Consider the following 6,632-nt stretch of genomic DNA (forward strand, 5'->3'; position numbering starts at 1 on the left):
TTCAGGGTTCAGAAACAGGCACTCAACTTGTCGTTTATCTGACGAGGTCGAAACGTGCCTCGAACTGGGTCGTTCACCTGGGAATCCACGGGACGCGCAGGCGGCCTCGGCCTGATCATGTGCTCCGACCAAGGACGCACCTGACCAGACCGAGGCCGTAGTGAAGAGTGTGCTGCAACAAGGGGACCGGAATGAGGCGTTCGCGACGCTGTCACGCTTCCGTGGCGACTTCTACGACTGCCTGAAGGGACGGGCTGACGCACTGTTTGAGCTCACCGACGCCCTGCTGTGCACGGACGGGCCGGTCAGGACACTGGTTGATCTCGCCCTGGCGCCGGAACACCGCCGTGGTCACGGTGCTTTGTACGGAGGCTTGAACAAGGGGCATGTGGATATCGGCCGCCTGCGGCGGAGGATCGCGGGGTTGCCGCTGCTTAAGGCCGCCGACGGCCGCGTGGTCCTGGCGGTGGACGTCTCGCCATGGCTGCGACCGGACGCCGCGACCTGCCCAGACCGCTCGTTCTGCCACACCTACGGCCGGGGCGAGGCCAAGCACCAGATGATTCCGGGCTGGCCGTACCCGGTCGTGGCCGCGCTGGAGACCGGCCGCACCTCCTGGACCGCAGTGCTCGACGCGATCCGTCTCCAGCCGGGCGCCGACCTCGCCGCAGTCACCACCGCCCAGCTGCGGGAGGTCGTCGATCAGCTCAGCGCCGCTGGTCAATGGAACGAGGGGGATCCCAAGATCCTCATCGTGCTGGACTCCGGCTACGACGCCCCGCGCATCGCTCATCTGCTGGCCGACCTGCCCGTGGAGATCCTGGGACAGCTGCGCTCGGACCGGGTGATGCGCCGCCCGACACCACCGCGCGTCTACAACCCCAGGGGCGGCCGACCGCCCAAGCACGGCGGCGAGTTCGTCTTCGGTCAGCCCGACACCTGGGGCGCCGAGCAGGCAGTGACGGTCACCGGCACCCGGCTCCACGGGGAGGCGACCGCGCAGGCGTGGGACCGGCTGCACCCGCGACTGACCCGCCGGGCAGCCTGGGCCGACTACCAGGGACCGCTGCCCGTCATCGAGGGCACCGTCATCCGCCTGGTCGTGGAGAAGCTGCCCTCCGGCGGGGTCAACAAGCCGGTCTGGCTGTGGTGGTCGGGCACCGGCGCCACCGCGGCGGACCTCGACCGCTGCTGGCAGTCCTACCTTGCGCAGATTCGACGTCGAGCACACATTCCGCCTGTTCAAGTAGACCCTGGGATGGACGAAGCCGAGGCTCCGCAGCCCCGAGGCCGCCGACCGCTGGACGTGGCTGGTGATCGCCGCTCACACCCAGCTCCGGCTCGCCCGTCCGCTCGCCGTCGACCTGCGGCGGCCGTGGGAGAAGAAGGCCGAGCCGAACAGGCTCACCCCGGCCCGGGTCCGCCGGGGTTCCGGAACCTCCACGCGAAGACGCCCTCCCCAGCGCGTGCACCGAAACCCGCCGCGCCCGGCCCCGGCCGGCCGCCCGGCTCCAAGACCCGCCGGTCGGCGCCACGCCACGACGTGGGGCGGGTCCTGGTCACGGGCGAGGCCTACACTCGCCCCGCCCACCACAGGAAGGGCACCAAGCCCCGCCGAACGCAATAGACGAGCAGTCCAACGCATCGTGCTGCCACGATGCACCCCATGGATCTTGATAACCCCGACGAACTGGTGATACGCCACGCGGATGCCTCGGACTGGCCCGCATTGACCCGAATCGATTCCATCGCGGCATCGGGCGACGATGCACGGCGCGCGAGTATCCGACGCTGGTGCGAGCAAGGCTCGGTCCTCCTGGCCGAGGACGCATCCGGCCCCTTGGGCTACAGCGTGCTGGAATACACCTTCTTCGAGCGGGGCTTCATCACCATGGTGATGGTCGCGCCCACCGCCCGCCGACGAGGCGTGGGCGCACGTCTCCTCAAGGCCACCGAGGCCGCGTGCACCAGCCCGAAACTGTTCACCTCGACCAACGTCTCCAACCACCCCATGCAACTGCTGCTGCAGCGCGTCGGCTGGAGCCCGGTCGGCCTGCTCCACGGCCTGGACGAAGGCGACCCCGAACTCTTCTACCTCTGCCCAGGCGCCCAACCACGCCGCCTGGTCGAGGCCGAAGGTTAAACGACAAGTTTAGGGTGCCGCATACTGGAGAGCTCTGGGAGGGGGGCGGCATGCTGGGTGCTTTTCTCATCACGGGAATCCCTTTTTTGTTGGTGTTCCTTGGCCTGGCCATCAGCCAGTTGTTTCCCGAGGACTGGCGTCTGCGGTCGAGGTATGTGGTCCTGAGGCAGAGCGAAGCGCGCTTGGCACGCGAGGTCGCATGGGTCCTGCGGGCGCGTCGCCTCCGCGAGTTGACGATCCTTGCGGCCAGCCAAGGACCCATCGGGCTGATCGCCCAGGGCTCGGGCCACTCGCCCCGACTGCGCACCGTGCGACGGCGAGTGCCGAACGCCTGCAGTTACTGCGTGGTCGAGAGCGTCGTCCGACGGCTGCCTGCCCCCGTCCTCAAGTCGGTAAAGGGAGGCGCCGACCACGTCGTGGCGGACTTCCGTCACAGCCTCGGCTCACAGCCGCATGCCGTCAGCATCCACATATACCGCGGCTTGCAGTGGTCGGTGGAAGCCATTCCACGCCGGAGCAATTCGCCGCGTTACGAGCCCGTGGCCTGCCCCGTGCACACCAACGCTGCCACAGAGCTGCCATAGGCTTGTGGGAAATCTGCCACCTGCCGGCGACCCGTGTGCCGACTGCTTCATGCTCCGCATGCGGGGAGGCGCTTGTTCGACGAACGTGCTGAGCCCTCGGCGCTGACAGTCGCATGCGCTGCACCAGCGTGGCACCGCCAGGCGTGCAGCTGTGCATCCCGTCGTGGAACGCGCTGGACTCCCGGCACTGGGGCGAGGCCGGGCAGCTGCCGCCGGCGGACCTCGCCCGGGTGCGACCGACGCAGATGACGGCGGCGACAGCCAAGCGGGCGCCCTCGACGAGTCCCGCCCGGCGCGTGCCGCGCGAGGACGCCGGCTGGCCGGCTCGGTCGTCGCCGCGGGCCTGGGAGCCGTATGCGCCCTCGGCGTCAACACTCTGCTCGACACCGCACAGCCGCCAACCGCTCCGCCGGCGATGTCGATGACCGGGCTGTGCATCCTGGCGGTGGGCAGCTGGGCACGGATCCACCCCGCTCGGACACCCGACCTCTGCCTCACCGAAGGTAGGGATCGTAGCGGCCAATACCGCACGGCCGTGGCCGCGCAACGACCCTGCGCGGAGGCCGCACTACCGCATGTGTTCCTCGAGCCGCTGAGCGCCGACGTCGTGCAGATCCAGTGGCACCACCCGAAGTTCAGCATCGGCTGCCTCACCGTCCTGTTGGACGAGCCGGGCCGCGACCTGCTCGAACCCAGAGAGGACTGCGCCGACCACGACCAGGCACAACAGTTCCGCATCGAGTGACAGTTCGGCTGCTTCGACCTGGTTTTTGTGCAGCCTATGCGTGCCGTCGGTGACAACTACCGAGCCTTGGCACAGCCTTCGTCGGACGACCGGCTCACTCCCACTCCCAGATCTCGAGGAAGTCCCGATGGTGCCGCCACTGCTGGGCGATTGTGGATAGGGCGTCCCAAGTACCTGCGAGACCAGGTTCATTGCCCCACTCCCGGAACGCCCGCGCCTGGCCCAACAGTGCGCGCACCGCGTCATTCAGTGCCTGCAAAGCGCGGTCCGTGTCCGGGGCCACAGGGCGGCTCAGCAGCAGAGGATCCATGCGGGCGAAGAGGAACCGGGCCAACTCTGAGAAGCGCTCCTCGGCGAACTCCGCCTCAAGATCCTCCGCTGCCCGTCCACGGTCGATTCCTTCCTTGCGGCATCCTTAATGCCACGCGATCGTACGGGGGCAGCATCTCGCCGTCCCACTGTCTTTCCAGCCCAGCGATCTGACGGTTGCCTCTCCGAGACCGGCCTGACCATCCGGCCCGCCTGAGCAACCCCCGAAATCACGAGTTCAACCTCAGTAACTACTGCGCCGCCGAGGGCGCCTCGTTCCGGCCTTGGTTGGCGGCAGCGTGGCGCATCGCGCCGGAGCCCCCTCAGGAAGGCTCCGGGGTTGACTAATCTCCTAAAAGATCAGGATCGGGAACTCCGTTAAGCGCTACCCGTTCTTCGGACGTTTTTTGTCCGGCCGGTACCTCAGTCGATCAACGCATCTGCTCCTACTCTCGAAGCCACAGTCGGTCGAAAGGGAGTGGATCTATGAGGGTTCGGAGACGATTGGCAGTTCTGGCCTCGTCTGCGGCGGCTGCCGCGGCATTGGTGCTCGGGGCAACGACCCCGGCATCTGCTGATGGTTATGTTCCGCCTGGCTGCTCGGGGGGCTTCATCCCAGATCGGTCAGGCTCCTGGGCCTATTGCTGGCACACCTACGCGTACCAGGCGATGGTGCGCTGCACGGACGGTAACTACTACACCAGCGAGTGGATGCAGCCCGGCGGTAAGCAGCCCTATGTCAAATGCCCGGGCGGAACAACAGCAACTAACTGGTGGGTCAACATCCCTGACTGAACGTGCGGAACGCGCGGCCGAACGCCATCGGCTTCCTACAGCCGGCGAACCAGCCGACGCTGTTCGTGAGCTTGATGGCGTCGGCGCGTGCCGGTTGCTCTTCTCCGATCCAGGTCCCGCAACCCCCCTCCACGGGCCCCTCCAACGCCCCCTCCACGGCCACTTCGCCCGCCGGGCGCGTCCGGTCCAGGGAGTGGGCAGATACAGACGGCGGTCGATCAGCGTGCGGCCGCGGCTCGTGGCGCAGGCGAGGAACACACCGATCTGGCAGTTTCTCGGTGCGGCCCGCAGTGCCGGAGCACTGCCTTTGCACCCCGGCCGAACGGACCCCCTTCTCTCGACGATCAGGACGGCGTCTCGGTCGCCGAGGTGTTCCACGACGTAGTCGCGGACGTCGTCCAGCACCTCGTCAGCGTCCCACTCGATCCGGTTCAGCAGCCGGTGGATGCGATCGGGGCCCGTGTGCCCGGCTTCCTCCGCCAGCGTCCAGCCGTTCTTCCGCTCCAGCGGCGCGCCCAGCCCACGCATGTAAGCCAGCGCCGACTGACGCGGCTCCTCCCGGTTGAACCGGTGCACGAACCGCTCATGCAGAACGTCCAGTTCACCGGCCCACAGCCTGACATCAGCAAGGTCCCCACCCATAACCACACCAACGACCGAGCTGGCCAGCAGTCACGGCAAGCACCGTTGCAGTACTAAGGGGCTGGGCCTCGACCCGATTTGATCGCGGTGAGCATGGACGGCGCTGGCCCTGCCCTGCAATACCCCCGGCAGCAGCATCAGGACATTCCGGGCGTCCGGTGGTGCCTGTCTCTGCCTGCATCAGGGACTGATGGGATTGCTCGCTCCCCTGGCGCCTCCCGAAGTCGGCGAGATGGACGTAGCCGCTGTGCCTAAAGCGCTCCGCAGTGAACGCGCGCTTGCCGGCCGCGGTCCCCATCGTGGCCGATTGGGCGCCGGTGGAGTGGGGACCTGCGACGGTCCGGCGCGTCGTGGTTTCCCACGAAATCCGGTGGAGTCTCAGCGGCCGGAAGTGGTTGGGTCCTGCCCAATCCTGCGCTGACACGGCCCGGCACAGTGCGAGGCGCAAGGTCCGAATCGCAGGCGCGGTCTAGCCCGCGTGTCGTCGAGTGATGGAGGTTATCGCGGTGGCTGGTTATGGGGCGCTTTCCGACGTATACGAGTGGCTGATCGGGGACGACAGGTTGACCCCCGCCAAGGCAGCCGCGGTCTACTACAGCGATGTCGTGGGCTCTCTGCCGCCCAACGCGCGCGTCCTCGACTGCGCGTGTGGAACCGGCCAGCTCGCCATCGGTCTCGCAAGTCTTGGCCTTGACGTGGTCGCCGCGGACGCCAGCAGTGGGATGGTTCGCCGGACCGAGAGGGCCGCCGACGAGCAGGGTGTCTCGCTTCGAGCCCTCCGTGCGAGCTGGGACGAGTTGCCCGACCACCTGGAGGACGCCACGTTCGATCTGGTGTTCTGCGTCGGCAACTCGCTCGGGCACGCTGAGGGCGCAGCCGGGCGCCTGACCGCACTGGAAGCGATGTCGCGGTTGCTGAATCCGGGCGGACGCCTTGTGCTCCACTCACGCAACTGGGAGCTCGTGCGCTCCGCCGGCTCACGGGTAGACGTCCGCGATCGACTCATCCGCCGCGACGACCGAAATGCGGTTGTCAGCTACTACTGGCAGATCGAGCAGTGCTGGGAGCAGGAAAACTTCCTTGAGATCGTGGTCGCCCAGATCGAGCCGGATGGGGAAGTGCGGGCTTGCTCGGAGCGGTTGTCCATCTGGCCCTACCGGTACGAGGATCTCGTGGCTCAGTTGCGGAGTGTCGGGCTCACGGTGCAGTCCACCACCTTCGACCCCGAGAGCGATGGATACCTGGTGGTCGCCAGCCGCGACCAGGCGCGAGGCACGTCTGAGCCAGCACCGTGATCCGCCTTTCGTCGTTGCCGACCTGCCGACCTGCCGACCTGCCGACCTGCCGACCTGCCGACCTGCCGACCTGCCGACCTGCCGACCTGCCGACCTGCCGACCTGCCGACCTGCCGACC

Annotated in this window: 4 protein-coding genes and 1 pseudogene; 4 read left to right on the forward strand and 1 reads right to left on the reverse strand. The window is 67.6% G+C overall.

The genetic code is table 11. The features are described 5' to 3' along the window. Positions 1 to 160: 160 nt before the first annotated feature. The 3 genes and pseudogenes from ACIOC0_RS06455 (at position 161) to ACIOC0_RS06465 (ending at position 3,472) form a co-directional block, all read left to right on the forward strand. Positions 161 to 1,627, forward strand: a pseudogene (locus tag ACIOC0_RS06455) (NF041680 family putative transposase). 39 nt (positions 1,628 to 1,666) lie between these two features. Next, on the forward strand, positions 1,667 to 2,143 hold the full coding sequence (locus ACIOC0_RS06460; protein ID WP_402152981.1) for a GNAT family N-acetyltransferase: 477 nt from the start codon (positions 1,667 to 1,669) through the stop codon (positions 2,141 to 2,143). A 1,119-nt stretch (positions 2,144 to 3,262) separates the two neighbouring features. Then, entirely contained in the window at positions 3,263 to 3,472 is a 210-nt protein-coding gene (locus tag ACIOC0_RS06465) for a hypothetical protein (protein WP_402152983.1), read from the forward strand. A gap of 933 nt (positions 3,473 to 4,405) precedes the next feature. On the opposite strand, the gene ACIOC0_RS06470 is transcribed toward ACIOC0_RS06465, so the two are convergent. Then, on the reverse strand, positions 4,406 to 5,218 hold the full coding sequence (locus tag ACIOC0_RS06470; protein ID WP_402152985.1) for a transposase: 813 nt from the start codon (positions 5,216 to 5,218) through the stop codon (positions 4,406 to 4,408). Positions 5,219 to 5,709: 491 nt separating this feature from the next. Between ACIOC0_RS06470 and ACIOC0_RS06475 the strand changes: the two genes are divergently transcribed. Then, positions 5,710 to 6,513 (forward strand): class I SAM-dependent methyltransferase, encoded by an 804-nt coding sequence (locus ACIOC0_RS06475; RefSeq protein ID WP_402152987.1) that lies wholly within the window; start codon positions 5,710 to 5,712, stop codon positions 6,511 to 6,513. Positions 6,514 to 6,632 lie beyond the last annotated feature (119 nt).

The sequence above is a fragment of the Streptomyces sp. NPDC088254 genome (genome assembly GCF_044740925.1).
Lineage (GTDB): Bacteria > Actinomycetota > Actinomycetes > Streptomycetales > Streptomycetaceae > Streptomyces.

Coding starts and splice junctions, on each gene's coding strand:
- ACIOC0_RS06460 (WP_402152981.1), top strand. CDS start 1,667: ATGGATCTTGATAACCCCGACGAACTGGTGATACGCCACGCGGATGCC.
- ACIOC0_RS06470 (WP_402152985.1), bottom strand. CDS start 5,218: ATGGGTGGGGACCTTGCTGATGTCAGGCTGTGGGCCGGTGAACTGGAC.
- ACIOC0_RS06475 (WP_402152987.1), top strand. CDS start 5,710: ATGGAGGTTATCGCGGTGGCTGGTTATGGGGCGCTTTCCGACGTATAC.